The following is a 21,909-nucleotide window of genomic DNA, read 5'->3' on the forward strand; positions in this document are numbered from 1 at the left end:
CCTAAAAGTAAAACATATGTCTATGGAGCAACAATTAATTAAGCGTAGCGATAATTCCTGTGAACTCTGCACCGCTACCGGGAGTCTGTCTGTCTACACAGTACCACCAGCGGATATACAGAACATTGATAATGCCGTATTAGTATGTAAAACGTGTCTAGATCAGATTGAAAAACGAGAACAATTAGATGTTATTCATTGGAAAGTCCTAAGCGACACTATGTGGTCCGAACACTCGGCGGTTCAGGTTGTAGCATGGCGTATGTTAAGTCGTCTCCGCAACGAAAGTTGGGCTGCGGACAATCTTGATATTCTCTATCTTGACGAAGAAAATCTAGAATGGGCAAAGAGAACTGGCGATCATGAGCAAGATGGAACGGTGGAATTTCATCAAGATAGTAATGGTACACGTCTTTACGAAGGCGACTCTGTTGTATTAATAAAAACATTAGATGTTAAAGGTTCATCGTTATCAGCAAAACTTGGCACCGTCGTCAAAAACATTCGACTAGTTCCAGACAACAGTGAGCAAATCGAGGGAAAAGTAGAGGGACAAACAATCGTAATATTAACCAAGTATTTACGCAAAGGATAGTTTTTGGAAAGCTTGTTCTTGTCTGTGAATTACAATTATTTTTTTTCAATGGATATTAATTATCTAAGGTCCATTGAAAGAAATTTCCCTGGGCGATCATCACTTGATCTCGATATTCAAATTCGAAATCGACGTAATCATTATTTGCAGCGGTAATATCTGAGCAGCAATACCGTCGGCTAATCCGAAAATTCACACGGAAACATCCTTTATATAGCTCCTTGTTGTATTCAAACTTAGCAATATTCAAATCCACGATTTCTGGACCACCCTCCGTTTCGGACAGCGAATTCACTAAACTAGATTTTAAATGTTCTAACTGTTGGTGTCCCATTATTTCTAGAATACTCTTTGGGTTGTTCTGGATATCGTTAAAAACGAAACTTGGAATTACGATCTTAATCTCTATTAGTTGAGCGGTACTCATATTTTAGTGTCTTTTGTATTGTTTTTACGCTTGAAAAATATTTAACTAAGTATAGCTCCCTCTCCTGTTTATCTACTCCAAAGAAGGACGATAATGCGTCAAAAACACAATATTCTACGTAAATAAGTGGAAAACGATCAAGTCCTTTATCAAAGGTAATTCGGTGATGGTCGTAACCAATTACAAATGGGTTTCGAGCGTCTCTACGGAACATAATTTGAGGAACTAATTTCTCAAATCGGTCTTCCCATATACCTATAAATGACAATACGAATTGTTCAAGGAGCTGCTTCTTTATCTGCATTGTTAAATTACATGAAATTGATTTTCTATTTGTATAACAATAGATTATACCCCCTGATAAATATGCCCTTCCCGTCCCCTTCTTCAATTCCACCGACCAGCGTTTACCGAAAACTACCAGCTCATCATATTTTTTGCTATGATGAGCAAGAACATATCTGTCTTTATGTATATTACGAATAGTCCAACGCACTTCGTCTTTTGATAATGTACAGGGAACAGATATAACTTTCTCGTCCTTTGTCCACAAATGAATCTCAACTTCCGAAACTCCAGACACAAATACCTCGACATCGTGTCCATCAACATGCCAAATCATGCCGTAAATTACATAATTTAAAAGCTTTTTGGGAATATTGCTATTAGCTTTTTTTTAATCCAGAATTGCTATGTTTGCATAAACAACATAAAAACTATTTGTATGAAAAAATTTCTTGCTATCGCCGCAGTATTCGCGGCTACAGGAAGTTGTTTAATTGCACAGGAAAAACCAGCAATTAACTTGTCATATATGGACACAACCGTCCGAGCACAAGATGACTTCTATAACTATGTTAACGGAAACTGGATGAAAACCGTTGAGATTCCGTCTGATAAGGCGCGTTGGGGTTCATTTGACGAACTACGTGAACATACCGATGAGGCAGTATTAAAAATACTTAAGGAATCACTTGATAACACGCACCAAAAAGGTTCCGATGGACAAAAAATTGCAGATCTATATAAATCCTTCGTTGATTTCGACCAGCGCAATAATTTGGGAACCTCACCTATAAAAACGTATCTAGAAAAAATTGATGGCATTAAAAACGTCAATGAACTTTATAATTACCTTCTTGAAGTAGGTCCAACGGGCGGAAACCCATTTTTTGGTGCTTATGTCTATGCACACATGAAAAATAGCGATATTAACGCTGTTTATCTGGGTGGAGGTGATCTAGGGTTAGGCCGCTCCTATTACCAAAAGGTTGATGATAAAAACACGGAAACACTAGGTCAATACGCAAATTTTATTTCAACTTTGTATAGCAAAATCGATCAACGTACGCGCGACTTAAAAGGACCTAAAATTGTAGCGTTTGAAAAAGACTTAGCGTCCTATCTAAAAACAATTGAAGAGTCCCGCGACGCTCAAAAACGCTATAATCCTGTAGCTGTAAAAGATTTAGGTAAGCTTGTGAAAAATATCGATGTCGCTAAATATATTAAAGCGCTTGGCTTCACCGCAGACACTGTTATTATCGGTGAATTAAAATACTATCAAAACCTAGACAAGATAATTAATAAAGAAAATCTACCTCAAATCAAAGAGTTTTTGAAGTTCAATGTCATGAACGATGCCACCGGGTATTTGACAAAGGAATTGGATGAGCTTTCATTCGATTTCTATGGGCGCACATTACGAGGACAAAAGGAACAACGTAGCTTAGATAAGCGAGGATTAGAATTTGTAAATGGTTCTGCAGGAGAATTACTAGGTAAACTTTATGTCGAAGAAAATTTCCCACCAGAGGCAAAAGCAGCGTGCGAAGAAATGGTTCAATATTTGGTAAAATCATTTAACATGCACATCACACATCTAGATTGGATGTCGGACGATACGAAAACAAAAGCCCTCGAGAAACTTTCGAAATTCAAAGTAAAAATAGGCTACCCAGATAAATGGAAAGATTATTCAAAATTGGAAGTTGGTAATTCGTTATTTGAAAATGTAAAACGGCTTCAATTATGGTCATTTCAGCAGAATCTTGAAAAGCAAGGAAAGCCAGTGGACAAATCTGAATGGGGTATGACACCACAAACTGTAAATGCGTATTACAGCCCGCTATTTAACGAGATCGTTTTTCCTGCAGCGATCCTTCAACCACCATTCTATGACTATAAGGCCGATGCAGCAGTAAATTTTGGAGGAATCGGCGCGGTAATTGGCCACGAACTATCACACGGGTTCGATGATTCTGGTTCTCAATACGATGGAAACGGGAATTTAAATAACTGGTGGACTCCTGAAGACAAAGAGAAATTCGATAAAGCCGCCAACGCATTAGTCGCACAGTTCGAAGCATACCAACCTGTTCCTGGTATATTTGTTAATGGAAGATTTACCTTAGGCGAAAACATAGGCGACCTTGGCGGTTCTTCGGTTGCTTTTGATGCGCTACAGATGTATATTAAAGAAAAAGGCAATCCCGGCTTGATCGATGGATTCACTCCTGAACAACGTTTTTTCCTTTCTTGGGCTACAATTTGGAGAACAAAAACAACGGATGAATTTGTCGTCAATCAGGTTAAAACAGATCCACACTCGCCAGCACAATATCGTGCGGTCGCGCCGATTATCAATTTGGATGCTTTCCACGAGGCATTCGACATCAAAGTCGGTGACAAGCTATACAAGTCAAAAGAGGAACGTATTAAAATATGGTAATCTAGATTATGACATAAAAAAGGTGCAAAATTTGCACCTTTTTTTAGATTGTTATCTATATTGTGCGTTCGTAACCAGGTTTATCCATCAAATGATCAAGAGAATATTTTCCAGATCCCAATACTAAAAAAGCGCATAATAGAATTAGAACAGCTAGCGACAGCCAAAATTCGGAATTTAAATAGCTAAATCCATTGGTTATATTCACGAAAAACACAGCGCCTATAAGAATAGGGATCTGTAGCAGAGCAGCAAATCGAGTTTTCAAGCCTAAAATAATAAATAAACCGCCGACGAGATGCGCAAACACCACATAATGAACGGCGGACCATATCGACAGCTGAAAATTCGTCTGTCGGAACAATTCTGCAACGGCCTCCCTATCGTTGACAAAGCCCACACCCTTTGCAAATATTATAATACCAAGTGCAATACGCAAAATGTCGATCCATTTCGGATGATGCGTATCCCCCCAATGTTCAACTTTTTGGACTAAGTTCATGTTTACCTCCTTTTTAAATTGGTTAAAAGTATCAATATATTAGTTTATTCAAAATATTGATTACTAAGTTTATATATTCTGTAAACAGCAAAAATCGTGCTCAAATGCTATTAAAAACAAAAATGCCGGTATTCCTAAGGATACCGGCATTTTACATTTATAAAGTAAAATACTGTTTAATGTTTAACAGCCATCTCATCTACATAGTCTTCATTTTCTTCATAATCCGCTACAATCAGTTCATTATAGTCAACCTTTTTTCCGCTACCAAAACGTCTACCTAGACTATCAAAGATAGAGTAAACAACAGGTACGACCACTAATGTCAAGAATAACGAGGACAATAGACCGCCTATAATCACAATGGCAAGCCCTCTGTTCATATCTGCGCCATCACCAGTCGCAAGAGCGATTGGGAGCATCCCGATTACCATGGCGATCGTTGTCATCAAAATCGGACGAAAACGAGCGTGATTAGCGGCTACCAATGCGTCATATGTATTTGCACCATTTTCTTTTTGGTGATTAGCAAAATCAACCAGCATAATCGCATTCTTAGCTACCAGACCAATCAACATAATAATACCCAAAATTGTAAAAATATTTAGTGTTTGGTTCGCCAACGCAAGGGCCAATAATGCACCAATAAATGACAACGGAATAGAAAATAGTACAACGAACGGAGTGACAAAATTATCATACAAAGCAACCATTACCAAATACACTAATATGATAGATGCAAGTAATGCAACCCCTAAAGTACCGAAACCTTCTTGTTGGTTTTCCATATTTCCACCCCATTTATAAGACACACCTGGCTTCAATTGTACTTTTTCAAACTCAGTCTGCCATTCCGAGGCTACTGTACCAGCTGGACGCCCTACCACCTGTGCCTGAACCGAAACGGAAGGTGATTTATCCCTACGTTCGAGTAAAGTTGGTCCAGATGTATAAGAAACATCCGCAAATTGATCTAAACGTAGTGCTTGACCGTTACTATTTAGGAATTTTAGTGATTTAACATCGTCGATATTACCTCTCCCGCCTTCCTCAAAACGAATATTAATGTCATATTCAGTGTCTCCCGCACGGAACTTTGTATCAGTGTTACCTGAGAATGCTGTTTGCATGGTCATCCCAACAGTTGCAACATCCAGTCCTAAAGAGTTCATCTTATCTCTATCGACTTGAACGGATATCTCTGGATTACCATCCTCCGAGGTCAACTTAACCTCAGTTGCACCTGGAACCTTCTTCAACAAAACCTCAAATTGTCTGGCAGTCTCTAATGCATCAGCCTGCGAAGATCCAATTACAGTCAGCGTCAATGGGGCTTGTTCAGCTCCCATAATACCCATATTTACTGTTTTTACCTTCGCTCCGACTAAGATACCTTCCATCTCGCGTTTTAGTTTTGCAGAGTAAACCTTAGTAGGTTCCGTTTTATTATAACCATCTTTTAAGATAATATGAATCTCTGCTTTATATTTAGTGCCCGATGTGTTGAATGTACCGTCGGATGCCTGCCCCACAGTAGTTATTAATCTTTCAATCTCGGGTTTTTTCTCAAGAACGGCTTCCGCCCGTTGCGTCATAAAATTCGTTTGTTCAAGCGAAGCATCCTTGTTCATTTCAATCTGGATATAAAATTCGCCCTTATCATTTCCAGGAAAAAAGTCCGAACCAATATACCCTTTGCCCACAAGCATGAACGATAACACTAGTAACACAATTGAAATTAACAACGTGAGAACCTTATTCAATCGCGTTTTTAATGACCACTTCAATAGACCTGAAATGCCGTCAGTTAATTTGGTTAATCCAGCTTCAAAGCCATGAAGTATACGTCCGAAAAAAGTGTGTTTATCAATATGCGAAAGTTTTCCTAAACGAGAGTACATCCATGGGACCACAGTAAAGGATACTAAGAGAGAAAGTAACGTTGAAATCATTACCGTAACACAAAACTGACGAAGGATGTCTGACACCAAACCGGAGGACAACGCTATCGGAAGGAATACGACCACGATAACCAATGTAATCGCAGATACAGTGAACCCAATCTCTTTAGCTCCATCAAACGCTGCACGAACTTTATTTTTACCCATCTCCATATGACGGTGAATATTCTCGATTACAACGATAGCGTCATCCACCAAGATACCTACAACAAGAGATAATCCTAACAATGACATCAGATTCAGGGTATAACCTAATATATTCAAAAAGATAAATGTTGCTATTAATGACAGCGGAATTGCAACTACCGCAATAAAAGCGTCACGTATACTATGCAAGAAGAACAACATTATGAAAGCCACAAGAGCTATCGCTATCATCAAGTCATGCACTACGTTGTCTGCTGCAGTTAAAGTATACTCTGTCGTATCATTAGCGATTTCTATTTTAACGCCTTGTTGTGCATAATCCTGTTCTACAGTCTGCATTATACCTTGAACGGATTCTGAAACTTCCACCGCATTTGCATCAGACTGTTTAAAAACCTGCAACATAATCGTATTCGACCTATCGATACGAGAAATCTTTTCGACATCCTTGATACCATCTTGAACATCTGCAACGTCACTCAAGCGTATTTGTGCCCCTGTTGGCGTTGTAATGGGTAAGTTACGCAGTTGATCAATTGAGGCAAATTTCCCAGATAATCTGAGTGTCGTCTGGTTGTCTCTCGTCTTTACGTTTCCAGTAGGAAAATCTAGATTGGATGCGGCGATTGTTTGTTGCAATTGCACAATTGACAATCCGTATCCTTCTAATTTTTCGGGATTTGCGCTGACTTGAATTTCGCGTTCTTCCCCTCCAACCATATCGACTTTCGCAACTCCATTTATCCTGGCAAACACTGGCTGAATCTTCTGATCTAGCAAATCGTAAAGCTCTTTTTCAGTCAAATCGGACGTAACCGACAAGTTCATAATCGCGATATCATCAAGTGAGAACTTGGAAAGAGCCGGCGTCTCAACATCCTCTGGCAGTTCGTTCACAACAGCATTAATTTTCCGCTGCGCGTCGGTGAGTAAGAAATTTACATCCGCCCCCGTGTTCAGCGTAATCATCACGACAGAAACAGATTCCATAGATTTGGATTCTATTTTCTTTACGTTTTCCAATGAAGCAACAGCATCCTCGATGACTTTCGTCACAGACGTTTCAACCTCCGAAGGAGCAGCCCCAGGATATACTGTTTGTACCGTAATAACATTTACCTCAAACTTTGGAATCAGTTCGTAGCCCATTTGGGTATACGAAAAGACACCACCAAGTGTAAGAATAATAAATAGTACTATAATTATACTTGGTCTTTTTATGGATATTTCAGATATTTTCATCTATAAGAATTCAATATTTTACTTAATAATTTCTACAGGAGTACCGTCCACCAGGTTTATTTGACCCGAAGTTATCACTTGTTCTCCTTCTTCTAATCCTGATATTATTTCAACATTATCACCAAAGCTCCTTCCAGAAACTACGGTCTTTAACACCGCTTTACCATCGGAAACCGCAAATACATTATTGGAACTAACACTTCCGACAAATGCATTTCGGGGTACAACCAGAGCTCTGACTGCAGCCTCGCTACCAAAATATGCTGTTCCATACATCCCAGCACGTAGATCGTTGTTTGGATTATTTTTTATCTCTAGTTCAACAGGAAAATTTAAACTTCCATCAGCCTTAGGCGCAATAAAAGTGATAGTTCCTTTAAACTCTTTATCGGAAAGTACTGTAGACTCTACTTTAACAACTTGTCCAAGCTTTAAGGAGCCTATATTCTTTTCATCCACATTGACCATAAGCTTTAATGTTGAAACATTCACTATTTCAAACATTTCCGTACCTGGGCTTACATAGCTTCCTGGTTCAATACTACGTTTATTAACAATTCCTGCAAACGAAGCGGAAACATTGACGTCGGAAGCCGAAATTTGTGCGGTTTTCAGATTGTTACTCGCGTTTTCAAGTTGTAATTTCACTTGATCGAGCTGTTGTTTTGTAACACCTCCTGTAGAATATGCGTTTTCAAAACGAGCCACTTCTGCTTTCGCATTTTCGTACGTTGCTTTCATATTGGCAACATTAACGTTCTGTTTATCTCCGTTCACTATAGCTAGAGTTTGTCCAGCGCGAACAAATGATCCTTCGTCAACTAAAACTCGGGTTACTTTACCAGCAGCTTCTGCAGCTAATTTTACTTCTTGTTTGGGTGCAAACACACCATTCGTAACATATTGTGCATTCACCTCGCGAACGCTGGCGGAATCAATACGCACAGCGACTGATGAGTTTTGGATGGCGACAACTGCCGTCTGTTCCTCATTTTTCGTCTTGTTTTTATCCAAAATATAAAAGATACCTGCGAAAGCAGCAGCAACAATAAGTACTGTAATTATCAGACGTTTCATATATAGTTAGTTATTCGTTTACTAAAGATTTTAAGTTTCCGTTCGATTTAATAAGTTGAATTTCTGCAACCTTATAGTTTAATAAAGATGTATTCAAGTTGTTCTGAGCGTCAGCGTAAGCATTTTCCGCATCCAGCAGATCCGTTAAGGTTGCAAGCCCATTACGATAATTATTTTGAGTATCTTCTAAAACTTCGTTAGCCAACTCTACATTCCGCCTGTTAGCGTCAACTGTTAAAATGCTGTTTTTTATCTGTGCTTTGGCATTTTCACTTGCCAAATCTAACGCAAGCTTCGTATCATCAAAATCAATTTTCGCTTTTTTAATCTCGATCTCAGCTTGGTTAATTTTCGACTTGGTCTGCCCACCGTTAAAAATTGGGATCGTAAGGTTTAAACCTATTGCTGAAAAGACAGACGTGTTCGCATTGCTGCTAAAAATTGGAATAGTTTCTCCAAAGCCAGTATATCCTATATTCCCTGAAAATGAGAGCGAGGGATAATACGCTGATATCATTGATTTTTTATTTAGTTCCAAAAGTTCAATTTGCTTTTGCAACACAGCAACTTCCGTTCTGCGAGTTACATCACTCGTTTCTAAAGATATAGCTGGATTTATCTCAAATGTCCCTTCAGGAAAAGTTATGTCATCAGTAATATTCATCCCAATAGCAAACTTCAACGCATTTTCCCGTAATTCTAATGCATTTAGAAGTTGTTGTTTTTGTGCGAGTAAATTGTTTATTGCTACCGAGGTACGGTCCAAGTCAATTTGTTTCATCAAACCCGCTTCGACCATCCCTTTCAAGACTCCTTGTGTCTTCTGCGTGTTTTCTAAATTATCGTCGAGCGTTTCAAGTTGTAGCTGTGACTGATAAACTTCGTAGTAAGCATTAGCAACTTTTTCGATCAACTGTTCATCAGACAACTGGTTATTTATCTGATAAAATTCTCTTGTCGTACGAGCAGCTTTCAACCCGGTAAATAGAGATTGATTAAATATCTGCTGACTTACTTGCAGATTAGCTGTTCCCTGCCACGGTTGACCAAACTTCATGATCATCGTCGTGGTTTCGCCGGTTTCCGTAGTCATTGTGATCGCATTTTTCTGAATCAACGGATTATACGTCAAACTACCTGTACCACTAATTTGGGGTAGCGCCCCCGCGCGAACCTCATCGATCATATACTGTGCATTTTCGATGTCCAATTTTGATTTTTTAGCTTCGGCTTTGTTTTCTAAAGCAAACTTGACAGCTTCTTGAAGCGTCAATGTTTCTTGTGCATGCGATTGTGCTACGTTAAATAACAAACCGGCGGTTAACACACTCAAAAATTTAAATTTCATTTTTGACAAGATTATCTGTTTTACGAATTCTTACTAATTAATTTATTTGAAAAGATGAACCGAATCGCCAACTTTTGACTCGCTAATATGCTATCCACATTAATTGAATTAGGAATACCTGACAATACGTCTCCAATACTCCTTATTAAACTAAGTCCAGTCACTATCTCAACAAAACAATTTGCGTATTCTTTGATATTATCAAGAGCGAGTTCTCCATTATCCACCGCTTGAGCGAAAAGGTCTGTTGTTGTCTTTACATTCCCATCGTGTAATTGTTGGAGAATAGTACCAACACCATCCCCTTTTATCCACTCTAAGTTTTCGTTAATGTGAAGAATATAATACTCCCTTAGAAAGTCTGCTCTTAACTCAACCAAACGATCGAGAATATCCAACAAATTGCCGTTATAGTCTGAAATAACTTCTGATTGTTGAACAACAAACTTTTGGTGGATTAATAAAAGCACGTCTTTTATCAATGCATTTTTGTCGGGGTAGTAATAATAAAGGTTAGCTTTTGTAATATTCAAGTCTAAGGCAATTTCACTCATTGTTGTTTTATTGAAACCAAAATGAGCAAACCTCCTCAACGATGCCTGAATAATCTGATCTTTTCTGCTGTCCATTTTACCTTTCTACTTTTTGACTTTTTTCTTAAAACGTTCAAAAGTACAAAAACATTACAGTAGTACAGGAAGAAAGTTACAAAAAATGTAATCTTACTGTCAACAAATTGATCTTGAATATAAAAATCTAGAATTTAATCGATGCCTAGATGTTTTTGAAACTTTCTTTTATCGAATTTATATAATCTCGCCGCGCGATACGAAACACCTTTTTGAACTTCGGGTAGCTCTTTAAGAAAACCAGTATTAGCAATTTTTTTTCTAAAATTTCGCTTATCCAATGACTTACCGAGAACGGCTTCGTAAACCTGCTGTAATTGTGTTAAAGTAAACTTCTCCGGAAGCAATTCGTAGATAGCGGTCGAATAGTTAATACTATTTTTTAAACTCTGTAAACTCTTTTGAATAATCTGGTTGTGATCGAATGCCAGGTCCGGTAACTTGTCAATTGGAAACCACCTCGCCTGTCTCATATATGTGGTAGTGGGTTTAATTTTAGACTTTACATCGTCGTACTTAACAATGGTCGAAAAAGCAACCGTCATAATTCGTCCTTGTGGGTGCCTTTTTACACCAGCGAACGCACCGAGTTGCTCCATAAAAATATCTTTCAGTCCCGTGTGCTCATATAAGATACGTTTAACTGCGTCTTCCATTTCTTCATCTTTCTCTACGAAGAAACCTGGAAGCGCCCACCAATCTTTATAGGGATATTCATTCCGTTCATTAAGTAAAACTTGGAGTTGGCCATCTGTAAAACTATAGATGACGCAGTCAATAGTAAAATGGGTTTGCAAAATAATTATTAATTTAAGTACGAATCTGAATAACTTAATGGATTTGCTTACAATCTACTTCAATTATATCATAATAATCTAAAAAAAACAAAAAAAATTTAATAGTGTAAAAAATACACACTATATTCGTAAAACCTAAAATGAGTAATCGAGTGAGAGAAATAAAACGAATTGGTGTTTTTACTTCAGGCGGGGATGCCCCGGGAATGAACGCTGCGATCCGTGCAGTCGTAAGAACAGCATTATACAACAATAAAGAAGTAACGGGTATATATCATGGCTACCAAGGTATGATCGATGACACGATGTTTAATATGAATAGTAGTTCCGTGAGTTCTATCATCCAACAAGGAGGTACAGTTCTAAAAACGGCGCGATGTATGGATTTCAAAACAGTTGAAGGTCGTGCGAAAGCATACGAACATTTAAAAAATGCAGGCGTCGATGCTCTCGTAGCTATAGGCGGTGATGGGACATTTACAGGAGCCGAAATATTTTCTCGTGAGCATGATATCCCAGTAATGTGTATACCAGGAACAATCGACAACGATTTAAATGGCACAGATCTAACTATTGGATACGATACAGCAAATAATACCGTTATAGATGCTCTTGACAAGATTAGAGATACAGCCGCATCTCATAATCGAATATTTTTTGTCGAAGTAATGGGGCGTGACTCAGGCTGTATAGCGCTTAACGCAGGAATAGCTGGCGGCGCGGAGGCAATTTTACTTCCTGAAAAGGACACCGCAATTGACGAATTGATTGAACTTTTATCGAAAGCTGCCGACCGTAACAAGTCTTCCATGATTGTTATTATTGCCGAAGGCGATAAAAATGGCGGGGCGTCTAACGTTGCGAAACGAGTTAACGAAAAATTCGATAATTTTGACATAAAAGTTAGTATATTAGGGCATTTGCAACGCGGGGGATCGCCCAGTAGCGCAGATCGGGTGTTGGCAACTCGGATGGGATATGCAGCTGTAAATGAGCTACTCAAAGGAAACACTCGATCTACAATCGGAATTCGTGGGTCTGAGATTGTTACAACCCCACTGGAAGAAGCATTAAGCAAAAAAGAAATAAAATTAAACGAGGATCTCGTGGAGATCGCAAAAATAATGGCTATTTAATATTTTATGATCGTAGTTGTTTTTAGTGGATCTAGGTATGCGGACTGGAGAATTGCGGATAAAAATCGTGTGCTACATGGTTTCCGTACTGCAGGTATAAATTCTTATATTCAGGACGAACGATACATTCTTCAGTTATTAAATAAAAGTACCCACTTAATCAATAACGCAGAAAAGATTCGGAAAATTTATTTTTTTGGAGCAGGGGTATCCTCGCCGGAGCGTCAAGAAAAAATTGAACGAGTCTTTAAACAATTTTTTAAAAATGCTAAGGTAAAAGCAAGTCACGATGTTTTAGCATCTGCTATTTCCACTTTCGGAGACGAAAAAGGAGTAATAGGGATTCTTGGGAGTGGTTCAAATGCAGCGTATTATACCGGAAAAAAGGTTTTAACTAACAATAACGGTTTAGGTTATATTTTAGCAGATGAAGGTTCTACAAACTGGTTAGGAAAGCAGTTGCTAAAAGACTTTCTTACGGGCAGTATGCCCACCGGCTTACGCGAGAAGTTGCTTAATAAACACTCTATCGACAGACGACTGATTCTGGAGCGGATATATTATAACCCAAATCCGAATCTTTTTTTAACAAGCTTTGCAGACTTTATTTACGAAAATAAAGACGAGCCGTACCTTAGCCAACACATAAAGAAGGGACTTGATATTTACATCAAAACATACCTCCTCCCTTTTAGTGAAAGTTATCCTGACTGTCAATTCAACTTCACAGGCTCCGTTGCAAGCAACTACGCAGAATGGTTACGAGAGATAGGTCAAGAATATGGTTTGCATATAGGTTCAATCGTAAAAGAGCCAGTACAAAATTTAGTAAAGTATTACATTAATAAAAACTAATAAAATGAAAATTGGAATTAACGGATTCGGCCGTATTGGTCGTCTAGCATTTAGAGCAGCAATTAAGCGCAGTGATATTCAAATTGTAGGTATTAACGATTTAGTTGAACCGGACTATTTAGCATATATGCTAAAATATGATTCGACGCACGGAAAGTTCGATGGTACTGTAGAAGTTAAAGACGGTAACCTTATCGTAAACGGACAAACCATCCGCGTTACTGCTGAAAAAGATCCTGCAAATCTCAAATGGAACGAAGTTGGTGCAGATGTAGTTATTGAATCAACAGGATTTTTCTTAACAAAAGAACTTGCACAAAAACATATCGATGCTGGTGCAAAAAAGGTTGTTATGTCAGCACCTGCAAAAGATGACACTCCGACATTTGTTATGGGTGTTAATCACAAAGAACTTAAAGCAGAGTATACAATCGTTTCAAACGCTTCATGTACTACAAACTGTTTAGCGCCAATCGCGAAAGTATTGAATGATAACTTTGGTATCACTGAAGGACTTATGACTACTATTCATGCAGTAACAGCTACTCAGAAAACTGTCGATGGCCCGTCTGTCAAGGACTGGAGAGGTGGTCGTGGTGCTTATCAAAACATTATCCCTTCTTCGACTGGAGCTGCCAAAGCAGTTGGTTTAGTTCTCCCTGAATTAAAAGGAAAATTAACTGGTATGTCTATGCGTGTTCCTACCGCTGATGTATCAGTAGTAGATTTAACAGTACGTTTAGACAAAGGAGCTTCTTACGAAGAGATTAAAAATGTAATGAAAGCAGCTTCAGAAGGTGAGCTAAAAGGCATCCTTGGATATACTGAAGACGATGTCGTTTCGACTGACTTCTTAGGTGACGAACGTACATCAATTTTTGATGCAAACGCAGGTATCTCACTAAATGATAACTTCGTAAAAGTTGTTTCTTGGTACGATAACGAATGGGGATATTCAAACAAAATTATCGATTTAGCACAAGAAATCAACAAATTGTAATCGCTAAAGCATCTCAAACTAAATAAAAAAACAGGGACCAATGGTCCCTGTTTTTTTATTTAGTGTCTTTCTTTGTTGGAGGCATCATTTCATTCTCTATTTCATTAAAAAGCCTCCACCCAGTAAATCATCACCTTCGTAAAACACGGCTGATTGTCCAGGAGCTATACCTTTGACATTGTGGGTGAAGTCGACCTGAATAGAAGATCCCTGTTGCGTAAGAATAGATTGAGCCCCCGCGTCTTTGTAACGAATTTTAGTTACAGCTTCCAGAGGTTGCTCTAAAGAAGCGTATTTGATCAAGTTCACATCACGAACAAAAGCTTGGCTCTTTTCCAATTCATGCTCTTCGCCTAGTACGACAGAATTGCTCTCGGGCAAAATCTCGATGACAAACATTGGCTTTCCTAATGCTATACCTAAGCCTTTACGCTGACCAATAGTAAAATAAGGGTAGCCTATATGCTGACCGACTACGGTTCCATCTGACAAAATAAAATTACCAGGTCCAACCTCTTGATCGAGGGTAGGTCTCTTATGACGCAAAAACGCGCGGTAATCATTATCTGGCACAAAACAGATTTCATAGCTTTCGGACTTTTGTGCTAATTCTGCCTGTCCCATATCAAGCGCCATTTGGCGAATTTCCTGTTTGGTAAAATTACCCAACGGAAATTGGGTACGCGCTAAATTCTCCTGTGACACACCCCATAACACATAGGACTGATCTTTGTTCTCATCACGCCCTTTAGATATGACATACCGTCCATTATCGTGCATGCGGATATTCGCGTAGTGTCCGGTAGCAATAAACTCACAGTCCAATTTATCTGCCCTTTTCATTAACGCCGACCATTTGATGTGCGTATTACATAATACACATGGATTTGGTGTTCGTCCTGCAATGTATTCATCGACAAAATTATCAATGACATAATCTCCAAACTCATCGCGGATATCTAAAATATAATGAGGGAAACCATAACCTACTGCCAAAGCACGAGCATCATTGATACTATCTAGGCTACAACAACCAGTTTCTTTCGAAGATCCTCCGGCTGACGCATAATCCCAGGTTTTCATCGTTATACCGATAACATCATAACCCTGTTCGTGCAACATTACAGCCGCAACAGAACTATCTACCCCCCCACTCATTGCCACCAAAACTCTACCTTTTTTACTCATAATAATTTTGTGAAGTGCAAAGATAGCTTATTTGAGAAATTGCTGTGTTTATTTCGTGTAATTTTATCTCGATAAGAATCAATTAGTTGAAAATATCAATGAAAATAAATCAGACAAAAGTTTTAGATTTCAAAAAAAGAACCTAGATTTGCAACGCAACAAGAGAATATGTGTTGTTAAAAAGGTGCCATAGCTCAGTTGGTAGAGCAAAGGACTGAAAATCCTTGTGTCGCTGGTTCGAATCCAGCTGGCACCACCGAAAATCTGAAAGTAACAGATTGAAAATTAAAAACTTAAGGTGCCATAGCTCAGTTGGTAGAGCAAAGGACTGAAAATCCTTGTGTCGCTGGTTCGAATCCAGCTGGCACCACCAAAAATCTGAAAGTAACAGATTGAAATCAAAAACTTGAGGTGCCATAGCTCAGTTGGTAGAGCAAAGGACTGAAAATCCTTGTGTCGCTGGTTCGAATCCAGCTGGCACCACCAATAAAAATACCGAATTTTCATTCGGTATTTTTATTTCTACTCATTTCGTCAATTCGTGCCCACTCCTATCAATCATTTATTTTAATTCGTCGAAATTATTTGCTATTCCTAAAATTTCAATTATATTTGTTCCATTGATCCAAGGATCAAACTAATCAACACCTTCCATTGGGTGGGTCTTGGTTTATAAAGAAGTGGCGAGAGACTGGCTCTATGACCCACTGGCAACCTTCAATATCGATTGAAAAGGTGCCAATTCCTGTCCGAAGCAATATCGCTTAGGAAAATATAAATAAACAGACTATGACAACTTTTAAGAAAATCATCTCAAATAATTTTATACTACGTACGAGGTCCAAACTTCCGTTCGTTTTCCGAATGCGGTAGTCGTTTGATATCTGTAATTGGAAATACTCCATCCTACATGATATTATATAAACGACAGTTCCCAATCAGATGGAGTATCAATCAATTTTTAAAATAAATACATTTCAATTATGTCTAATAATACAAATCTAAAATTTGAAACACTACAAGTTCACGCTGGTCAAGAGGTAGATCCAACCACGGGCGCCAGGGCATTACCCATCTATCAAACCACGTCTTTCGTATTTGAAAATGCCGAACACGGAGCTAATCTATTCGCCTTAAAACAATTTGGAAATATATATACTAGGATTATGAATCCTACAACTGACGTATTCGAAAAGAGAATAGCAGCGCTTGAAGGGGGAGTTGCAGCCGTCGCAGTGGCATCCGGCCAAGCGGCCCAATTTTTAGCATTAACAAACATCTTAGAAAGTGGTGAAAATTTTATTGCAGCATCGAATTTATACGGAGGAACATATAATCAATTTAAAGTATCCTTTAAGCGTCTAGGTATTGACGCCCGCTTAGCCCACAATGGAGAACCAGACAAAATAGAGGAATTAATTGACGACAAAACCAAAGCCATCTTTATCGAAACGATCGGGAATCCGAGCTATATTATTCCCGATTTCGAAAAAGTTGCCGCAGTTGCGAAAAAATACGAACTACCATTAATAGTTGACAACACATTTGGTGCTGGTGGGTACCTTTTCAAACCCTTAGAGCATGGCGCACACGTTGTTGTGGAATCTGCAACAAAATGGATTGGCGGCCATGGCACAAGCATCGGCGGTGTGATTATCGATGGGGGTAATTACAATTGGGGGAACGGTAAATTTAAACAGTTCTCAGAGCCCTCCGAAGGATATCACGGATTAGTGTTTTCCGAGGTGTTCGGTCCTGACGGTCCCTTCGGTAATATACAATTCGCCATTCGCGTACGTGTTGAAGGCCTTCGCGACTTTGGTCCTGCCCTATCGCCATTCAACTCTTTTTTACTTGTTCAAGGACTTGAAACATTATCATTGCGTGTACAACGTCACGTTGATAATACACTAGAAATTGCTCAATGGTTGGAAGCACACCCCCAAGTCGAAAAAGTTAGTTATCCAGGATTAAAGAGTCACCCCTCTCACCAAAATGCGCAAAAATATTTAAAAAACGGTTACGGTGCTGTCTTGTCTTTCACGCTGAAAGGTGGAGCTGCTCATGCGAACGAGTTCATCGATTCGTTATCGTTAATCAGTCACCTTGCGAATGTCGGTGATGCGAAAACGCTGATCATACACCCAGCTGCAACAACTCATCAGCAACTTAGTGAAGAAGCTCAACAACAGGCAGGCGTATTCCCAGGTGAACTTCGTATTTCGGTCGGTATTGAACATATCGATGATATCAAGGCTGATCTACAACAAGCTTTTGATAAAATTAAATAAAAACATTTAAGTATTCCAAGGCTGTATAAGATGGGGTTGAAACACATAAAGTCGACAAAAGACTTTATTCTAGAGAACGGTGAATGCATTGGTGAGCTTACTATTGCCTACCATACTTTTGGAGAACTAAATGCCGAGAAAGATAATGTTGTTTGGGTGTGCCATCCACTCACCGCAAATTCCGATGTGTTTGATTGGTGGCCTGGCTTATTTGGTGAAAATGAACTTTTTAATCACACCGAGCATTTTATCGTCTGCGCTAACGTGCTTGGCTCTAGTTATGGGACAACCAGCCCATTAAGTAATAATCCAAAAACAGGCTGTCCTTACTATCTTACTTTCCCGCAATTTACCATTCGTGACATCGTACGAGTAAACCAGGTGCTCGCCGAGCACCTGGGCATACAAAAGATAGCGACGTTGATTGGCGGATCGCTGGGCGGACAACAAGCATTAGAGTGGACTACTGCTGCAACAATCCCGATCGAACGGCTAATAGTTATAGGGTGTTCCGCTCAAGCTTCTCCTTGGGCGATAGCGTTTAATGAAAGTCAAAGAATGGCTATCCAATCTGATAGTTCCTTTTACGATTCGAGCGATACAGGAGGAATGGAAGGCCTAAAGACTGCGCGAAGTATAGCATTGCTTTCGTATCGGAACTACCACACCTATTCCAAGACACAGGAAGAATCCGACACGAACATCACAGATAATTACAAAGCTTCGTCTTACCAACAATATCAAGGTCTTAAACTCGGTCGTCGATTCAACGCGTATAGTTATTGGTATTTAACAAAAGCAATGGATAGCCATCATCTTTCGAGAAACCGGATTTCGATAAGCCATACCCTTTCGCAGATAGAGGCGGATACTTTGGTCATTGGTACGCCATCCGATTTACTATTTCCTTCACATGAACAAGAATACATTGCAAGCCAAATTCCCAACGCCGCGTATTACGAACTAAATTCTACTTATGGACACGACAGTTTCCTAATCGAAACAAAAACATTAGCAGAAGTGATTGGTAATTTCTTGGAAAAAAGCAGTATACAACCGGAAGAACTTTTACAAATAGAATAATATAAAAAAACATTAATACAAAATGAGTGAGAAATTGATTATAGGGATGTTCGGTTTTGGTGTCGTGGGGCAAGGACTTTATGATATCATTAAAACTAAAGATCTAAACCTGGAGATAAAAAAATTCGTTATTAAAAATCCAGAAAAAAAACGGACACTCCCTGCGGAATTATTCACAACCGACCCAGAAGCTGTCCTTTCAGATCCGGAAATCAATACAGTTGTCGAACTCATCGACAATGCAGATGTGGCATTTGAAATTACAAAACGAGCACTACAATCTGGAAAGAACGTCGTTTCCGCAAATAAAAAGATGATTGCTACTCATCTGGAAGAACTCACAAATATTCAACAAGAATACGGTACCAGTTTATTATACGAAGGTGCAGTGTGTGGTAGTATTCCAATCATTCGAAATCTCGAAGAATATTATGACAACGAATTGCTACATTCTATTAGTGGCATCTTCAATGGGTCTTCGAACTATATACTTTCAAAAATTTTCAACGAGGACCAGAGTTATGACAATGCTTTGAGAAAAGCCCAGGAGCTAGGATTTGCAGAAACCGACCCTACCTTGGATGTAGGTGGCTACGACCCTAAATACAAACTTGCAATCGTAGCTTCACACGCGTATGGAATCTATGTAAATCCAGATGAAATTTTAAATCTTGGAATTAACACCTTGGACAACCAAGATATACGATTTGCAAAGGAAAAAGGCTTCAAAATTAAACTGTTGCCACTCGCTAAAGAAACCAGCGATAAGCAGGTTGTTCTATATGTCTTGCCTAAATTTTTACGGTCTGACAATATATTATACAATGTTGAAAATGAAAACAACGGTGTGTTGGTGAAGGCGGCCTTTGCTGACGAACAGTTCTTCTATGGGAAGGGCGCAGGCGGACATCCTACCGGGTCTGCCGTCTTATCGGATATCGCCGCCCTTCGTTACGGATATCGGTATGAATATAAGAAACACATTGATGCTAGTCAGATACGGTACACAACTGATTATGAACTCTCCGTTTATTTAAGGTATGCCAACGATAGCATATTGGAACAGATTGAGTTTTTGTCGATTTCCGAACGATTCTATGGTGAGAATTTTAAATACGTAATCGGAAAAATAAATTTAAACGAAATAATATCCAAGCGAGAACTGATCAATCAATCCGGAAATTTTATGGCAGAAATTCTTTAAACGGTAGTCACTAAACCCAATATTACGCGCCGACCCATTATAAGGTCGGCGTTTTTGTTCGGGGAAAAAAACTAATCCATATTGTTAAAAAATGTTAAGAGTACATTAATAAAATACGATAGATATGTTGTGTACGTTATATAGATGTAATAACAATAAAGAATTCATAATTTTCATAATTTAGGTTAATAATTGGTTTGGTAAAAATCCTGGAGTTCCCCGCTTCAGGATTTTTCAATTTTACGTACAAGCTCGGGCTTAATAAGCGATTTTATGATACTACTTTCAAAATCTTGAGAGCAACGCTTAGGTTCTTACTATCGTCTTGAACTTCAACATGAACGGGCTATTGTCCGATCATCGATAGTTGTTTCCGCAAGTTCCTATTCGTCATAACCTGTCACGTAAAGATTGCATGAAAGGTCCTTTCGGCATATTATCTTTACAACACTTATCTACTCTCGTATTTAATTAACCTACGGCCCAGGACAAATCGTTAAATAGTGCATAATGGATAACACGAAGATGTAGTACAATCATCTACCTTCATAAAACTCTAAGGGAAGTCCATCCGGGTCAGCAATAAAGAAAAATTTCATTGTGGTAATCGGATCGATCCGTACTCTTTCACAAGCTATTCCCGCTTTAAGCAACGAAGATCGGGTTTCCTCGACGTTGTCAACCTCAAAAGAAAGATGCCGCAAACCAGCGGCTTCGGGGAAAGTGGGTCGTTTGGGAGGATCCTGAAAAGAGAACAGCTCGATCAAATATTCTCCATTTAACGATAAATCCGCTTTATAGGAATTTCGATCGTCGCGAAACGTCTCACAGGAAAGTGTAAATCCTAAAACATCACAATAAAAAGCCAAGGACACAGGGTAATTACTGCATATTATCGCAATATGATGAACCCTATTTATTTTGATTGGCACTGGATTTAAATAAGATTAAAAATATCCCTAATCCCCAAGATCTTACGAGCGGTGAAACCTTCTGCATATTTAACTTGAATATTACGACCGAATTCGTTTGCTCGCCCACGAGTAGATTCCATAAAATCAGGATTCGATATATACGTCTGGGGTTCAAGATCTTCGCCGGAAGAGTTAAATTGTGTTGTGTAAGCTAATATAGATCGTTCTTTGATATCCCAGTAATCGGTGATATCAACAACGATATCTGGCTTAATATATTTGTCCTGAATCAATTGTAGTTGCAATCGGGGGCGAAACGGCTCTTGGTCCTGTCCATCTTGCTGGGTATTTATTCTACGCAGACCACTCAAAAACAAACTATCGTTCACCAATTTGCTCGCCCGTCCATGATCAGGATGACGGTCGTCCAACGCATTGGTAATAACGATTTCCGGTTGAAATTTACGGATATAATAAATTATCGCAAGTTGGCTTTCCTCATTATTTTCGAAAAAACCATCCCGAAGACCTACGTTCTCACGTGTCGACACACCTAATATCTCGGCTGCTCGTGTGGATTCTATCTTTCGGGTTTCGGCAGTCCCTCTTGTACCCAATTCGCCTCGCGTAAGATCCAGTATTCCAACCTTTTTACCTTCGGAAACATATTTTGCGATGGTCCCCCCTGCACCTAGTTCAGCGTCATCCGGATGCACCGTCACAACTAATAAATCTAACTTCATTCTTTTAAAAATTTGCTAACAAAGATAAGGACTTAACAC

Annotated in this window: 19 protein-coding genes, 3 tRNA genes and 1 riboswitch; of the genes, 11 read left to right on the top strand and 11 right to left on the bottom strand. The window is 38.9% G+C overall.

All coding sequences use genetic code 11. The features are described 5' to 3' along the window. On the top strand, nt 1–595 hold a 595-nt coding region (locus tag HP439_RS06300; RefSeq protein ID WP_246229285.1), incomplete at its 5' end, for a PhnA domain-containing protein. A gap of 55 nt (nt 596–650) precedes the next feature. Here the strand turns inward: HP439_RS06300 and HP439_RS06305 are convergent. Together HP439_RS06305 and HP439_RS06310 are read right to left on the bottom strand one after the other, a co-directional pair. Further along, a complete protein-coding gene (locus HP439_RS06305) occupies nt 651–1,022 on the bottom strand; it encodes a hypothetical protein (RefSeq protein WP_172389498.1) in 372 nt (123 codons plus the stop codon). After that, nucleotides 994–1,644, bottom strand: coding sequence for a hypothetical protein (locus HP439_RS06310; RefSeq protein WP_172389499.1), 651 nt, complete (start codon nt 1,642–1,644; stop codon nt 994–996). Before HP439_RS06310 ends, HP439_RS06305 begins: the two co-directional genes overlap by 29 nt. A gap of 102 nt (nt 1,645–1,746) precedes the next feature. On the opposite strand from HP439_RS06310, the gene HP439_RS06315 reads away from it, so the two are divergent. Continuing rightward, nucleotides 1,747–3,753: a M13 family metallopeptidase gene (locus HP439_RS06315; protein WP_172389500.1), complete on the top strand. Its 2,007-nt coding sequence runs from the start codon at nt 1,747–1,749 to the stop codon at nt 3,751–3,753. Between the two features lie 55 nt (nt 3,754–3,808). Here the strand turns inward: HP439_RS06315 and HP439_RS06320 are convergent, their stop codons facing one another. The 6 genes from HP439_RS06320 to HP439_RS06345 form a co-directional block, all read right to left on the bottom strand. Next, complete coding sequence (locus HP439_RS06320; RefSeq protein ID WP_172389501.1) at nt 3,809–4,255, bottom strand: DoxX family protein; 447 nt, start codon at nt 4,253–4,255, stop codon at nt 3,809–3,811. A gap of 176 nt (nt 4,256–4,431) precedes the next feature. Further along, the gene (locus HP439_RS06325; protein WP_172389502.1) at nt 4,432–7,605 is read right to left on the bottom strand and encodes an efflux RND transporter permease subunit; all 3,174 of its coding nucleotides are present in this window, start codon (nt 7,603–7,605) and stop codon (nt 4,432–4,434) included. An 18-nt stretch (nt 7,606–7,623) separates the two neighbouring features. Beyond that, nucleotides 7,624–8,682, bottom strand: coding sequence for an efflux RND transporter periplasmic adaptor subunit (locus HP439_RS06330; RefSeq protein ID WP_172389503.1), 1,059 nt, complete (start codon nt 8,680–8,682; stop codon nt 7,624–7,626). A gap of 10 nt (nt 8,683–8,692) precedes the next feature. Then, nucleotides 8,693–10,030 (bottom strand): TolC family protein, encoded by a 1,338-nt coding sequence (locus HP439_RS06335; protein ID WP_172389504.1) that lies wholly within the window; start codon nt 10,028–10,030, stop codon nt 8,693–8,695. Nucleotides 10,031–10,050: 20 nt separating this feature from the next. Next, on the bottom strand, nt 10,051–10,659 hold the full coding sequence (locus tag HP439_RS06340) for a TetR/AcrR family transcriptional regulator (RefSeq protein ID WP_172389505.1): 609 nt from the start codon (nt 10,657–10,659) through the stop codon (nt 10,051–10,053). 134 nt (nt 10,660–10,793) lie between these two features. Next, complete coding sequence (locus HP439_RS06345) at nt 10,794–11,456, bottom strand: NUDIX hydrolase (RefSeq protein WP_172389506.1); 663 nt, start codon at nt 11,454–11,456, stop codon at nt 10,794–10,796. A 140-nt stretch (nt 11,457–11,596) separates the two neighbouring features. Here HP439_RS06345 and pfkA point away from each other — a divergent pair, with 140 nt between their 5' ends. The 3 genes from pfkA to gap are packed head-to-tail and all read left to right on the top strand — an operon-like array spanning nt 11,597 to nt 14,447. Further along, nucleotides 11,597–12,592: a 6-phosphofructokinase gene (pfkA, locus tag HP439_RS06350; RefSeq protein ID WP_172389507.1), complete on the top strand. Its 996-nt coding sequence runs from the start codon at nt 11,597–11,599 to the stop codon at nt 12,590–12,592. A 6-nt stretch (nt 12,593–12,598) separates the two neighbouring features. Beyond that, entirely contained in the window at nt 12,599–13,447 is an 849-nt protein-coding gene (locus tag HP439_RS06355; protein ID WP_172389508.1) for a hypothetical protein, read from the top strand. A gap of 4 nt (nt 13,448–13,451) precedes the next feature. Then, nucleotides 13,452–14,447 carry a type I glyceraldehyde-3-phosphate dehydrogenase gene (gene gap, locus HP439_RS06360; RefSeq protein ID WP_172389509.1) on the top strand — a complete coding sequence of 332 codons (996 nt, stop codon included), beginning with the start codon at nt 13,452–13,454 and terminating at the stop codon, nt 14,445–14,447. 96 nt (nt 14,448–14,543) lie between these two features. Here the strand turns inward: gap and mnmA are convergent, their stop codons facing one another. Then, nucleotides 14,544–15,635 (bottom strand): tRNA 2-thiouridine(34) synthase MnmA, encoded by a 1,092-nt coding sequence (gene mnmA, locus HP439_RS06365; protein WP_172389510.1) that lies wholly within the window; start codon nt 15,633–15,635, stop codon nt 14,544–14,546. Between the two features lie 183 nt (nt 15,636–15,818). Between mnmA and HP439_RS06370 the strand changes: the two genes are divergently transcribed. The 6 genes from HP439_RS06370 (at nt 15,819) to HP439_RS06395 (ending at nt 20,213) form a co-directional block, all read left to right on the top strand. Next, a tRNA-Phe gene (locus HP439_RS06370) sits at nt 15,819–15,891 on the top strand. A 41-nt stretch (nt 15,892–15,932) separates the two neighbouring features. Next, nucleotides 15,933–16,008: transfer RNA gene (locus HP439_RS06375), tRNA-Phe, on the top strand. A gap of 37 nt (nt 16,009–16,045) precedes the next feature. Continuing rightward, nucleotides 16,046–16,121: transfer RNA gene (locus tag HP439_RS06380), tRNA-Phe, on the top strand. Nucleotides 16,122–16,302: 181 nt separating this feature from the next. Then, a riboswitch (SAM riboswitch) is annotated at nt 16,303–16,416 on the top strand. A gap of 202 nt (nt 16,417–16,618) precedes the next feature. Continuing rightward, nucleotides 16,619–17,926 carry an O-acetylhomoserine aminocarboxypropyltransferase/cysteine synthase family protein gene (locus tag HP439_RS06385; protein ID WP_172389511.1) on the top strand — a complete coding sequence of 436 codons (1,308 nt, stop codon included), beginning with the start codon at nt 16,619–16,621 and terminating at the stop codon, nt 17,924–17,926. Nucleotides 17,927–17,956: 30 nt separating this feature from the next. Next, nucleotides 17,957–19,009: a homoserine O-acetyltransferase family protein gene (locus HP439_RS06390; protein WP_172389512.1), complete on the top strand. Its 1,053-nt coding sequence runs from the start codon at nt 17,957–17,959 to the stop codon at nt 19,007–19,009. Nucleotides 19,010–19,031: 22 nt separating this feature from the next. Next, on the top strand, nt 19,032–20,213 hold the full coding sequence (locus tag HP439_RS06395) for a homoserine dehydrogenase (protein WP_172389513.1): 1,182 nt from the start codon (nt 19,032–19,034) through the stop codon (nt 20,211–20,213). 536 nt (nt 20,214–20,749) lie between these two features. Here the strand turns inward: HP439_RS06395 and gloA2 are convergent. Together gloA2 and bshB1 are read right to left on the bottom strand one after the other, a co-directional pair. Next, nucleotides 20,750–21,145 carry an SMU1112c/YaeR family gloxylase I-like metalloprotein gene (gloA2, locus tag HP439_RS06400; RefSeq protein ID WP_343043516.1) on the bottom strand — a complete coding sequence of 132 codons (396 nt, stop codon included), beginning with the start codon at nt 21,143–21,145 and terminating at the stop codon, nt 20,750–20,752. 5 nt (nt 21,146–21,150) lie between these two features. Next, nucleotides 21,151–21,870, bottom strand: coding sequence for a bacillithiol biosynthesis deacetylase BshB1 (gene bshB1 / locus HP439_RS06405; protein ID WP_172389514.1), 720 nt, complete (start codon nt 21,868–21,870; stop codon nt 21,151–21,153). Nucleotides 21,871–21,909: the final 39 nt, after the last annotated feature.

The sequence above is a fragment of the Sphingobacterium shayense genome (genome assembly GCF_013179575.1).
Lineage (GTDB): Bacteria > Bacteroidota > Bacteroidia > Sphingobacteriales > Sphingobacteriaceae > Sphingobacterium > Sphingobacterium shayense.

Coding starts and splice junctions, on each gene's coding strand:
- HP439_RS06340 (WP_172389505.1), bottom strand. CDS start 10,659: ATGGACAGCAGAAAAGATCAGATTATTCAGGCATCGTTGAGGAGGTTT.
- mnmA (WP_172389510.1), bottom strand. CDS start 15,635: ATGAGTAAAAAAGGTAGAGTTTTGGTGGCAATGAGTGGGGGGGTAGAT.
- bshB1 (WP_172389514.1), bottom strand. CDS start 21,870: ATGAAGTTAGATTTATTAGTTGTGACGGTGCATCCGGATGACGCTGAA.
- HP439_RS06395 (WP_172389513.1), top strand. CDS start 19,032: ATGAGTGAGAAATTGATTATAGGGATGTTCGGTTTTGGTGTCGTGGGG.
- HP439_RS06330 (WP_172389503.1), bottom strand. CDS start 8,682: ATGAAACGTCTGATAATTACAGTACTTATTGTTGCTGCTGCTTTCGCA.
- gap (WP_172389509.1), top strand. CDS start 13,452: ATGAAAATTGGAATTAACGGATTCGGCCGTATTGGTCGTCTAGCATTT.
- HP439_RS06325 (WP_172389502.1), bottom strand. CDS start 7,605: ATGAAAATATCTGAAATATCCATAAAAAGACCAAGTATAATTATAGTA.
- HP439_RS06320 (WP_172389501.1), bottom strand. CDS start 4,255: ATGAACTTAGTCCAAAAAGTTGAACATTGGGGGGATACGCATCATCCG.
- HP439_RS06310 (WP_172389499.1), bottom strand. CDS start 1,644: ATGATTTGGCATGTTGATGGACACGATGTCGAGGTATTTGTGTCTGGA.
- HP439_RS06390 (WP_172389512.1), top strand. CDS start 17,957: ATGGGGTTGAAACACATAAAGTCGACAAAAGACTTTATTCTAGAGAAC.
- HP439_RS06355 (WP_172389508.1), top strand. CDS start 12,599: ATGATCGTAGTTGTTTTTAGTGGATCTAGGTATGCGGACTGGAGAATT.
- HP439_RS06315 (WP_172389500.1), top strand. CDS start 1,747: ATGAAAAAATTTCTTGCTATCGCCGCAGTATTCGCGGCTACAGGAAGT.
- HP439_RS06305 (WP_172389498.1), bottom strand. CDS start 1,022: ATGAGTACCGCTCAACTAATAGAGATTAAGATCGTAATTCCAAGTTTC.
- HP439_RS06385 (WP_172389511.1), top strand. CDS start 16,619: ATGTCTAATAATACAAATCTAAAATTTGAAACACTACAAGTTCACGCT.
- pfkA (WP_172389507.1), top strand. CDS start 11,597: ATGAGTAATCGAGTGAGAGAAATAAAACGAATTGGTGTTTTTACTTCA.
- HP439_RS06335 (WP_172389504.1), bottom strand. CDS start 10,030: ATGAAATTTAAATTTTTGAGTGTGTTAACCGCCGGTTTGTTATTTAAC.